The 832-nt window shown below is 53.1% G+C and carries 1 protein-coding gene; it reads right to left on the bottom strand.

Annotated elements, in window-relative coordinates; all coding sequences use genetic code 11:
- Nucleotides 1-21: 21 nt before the first annotated feature.
- Entirely contained in the window at nucleotides 22-576 is a 555-nt protein-coding gene (locus ACOCD2_RS22920) for a hypothetical protein (RefSeq protein ID WP_293652903.1), read from the bottom strand.
- Nucleotides 577-832 lie beyond the last annotated feature (256 nt).

Raw genomic sequence — 832 nt, 5'->3', positions numbered from 1 at the left:
CCCGATGATGGCCGGTATTTTTTAACCATGGCCACCTCTGTGCACATCAAGCGCTGCCAGAAACTCTCTCACCCGTGGCATCACGTATTTATCGCGCACTCGTTCGACCACGCAGCAGGAGCCGTTGTGCATTTCCTTCCATCGGCGCCAGCGTTCTTTATGCATTTCTAGCACTTTGCAAAACGCATAGGTGTTCCATTCAACACCCCTTTTTTTGTCCCATTGCCACCACCATTCCGCGGCAATCTCTTCTGCACTCATGGCTCTCAATTTCGATTCAGATGAGGAGACGATTTTGTTTAGCACTTCTCCCGCTGCCAGCCATGGAGAGCGAAGCGATGGCTGGTAGTCCCCAGTAGCCGCGAGGCCGCACTGTTTTCCCGGCGTGCCTTGCGCCAGAGGGAAAACAAAGTAGGCCTCCGAACGCGGTGTCCAGTCATATGGGAGCCAAGTACGGAGCAGCAACGAGCTTGCGAAGTTGTTGCGTAGTGCTGGGTGACCAGGACGGCTGGGGCACAAATAGGTTGTCAAAGGCCGAGTCGATTTTGGGGACTGGGATGTCCCAAAATCTATCACGAGGCCGAAGACACGCTTGTTTTTGGAATATGATCACATGAAACCAGGCAGTACGCTGCTGAGCATTGATTCAGAAGCAACAGTATTTGCAATAGAAATAAGGCTTGACTAAATTATACCTAGGTAGATATATTTTACGCCCTTTTCATTCATGACGATGCCAAGGCTGACCTGCTGGCCCTGCGGGAGAGTGAGCCCCGAACGGCGGGCCGGATTTTGGCCCTGCTGGAGCAGTTGGAGGGCGATCCCGACCTGC

The organism is Thiolapillus sp. (assembly GCF_048562965.1).
Lineage (GTDB): Bacteria > Pseudomonadota > Gammaproteobacteria > Chromatiales > Chromatiaceae > Thiolapillus > Thiolapillus brandeum_A.
The sequence above is the reverse complement of the archived record's forward strand: the minus strand, read 5'-3'. Positions and strand labels throughout refer to the sequence as shown.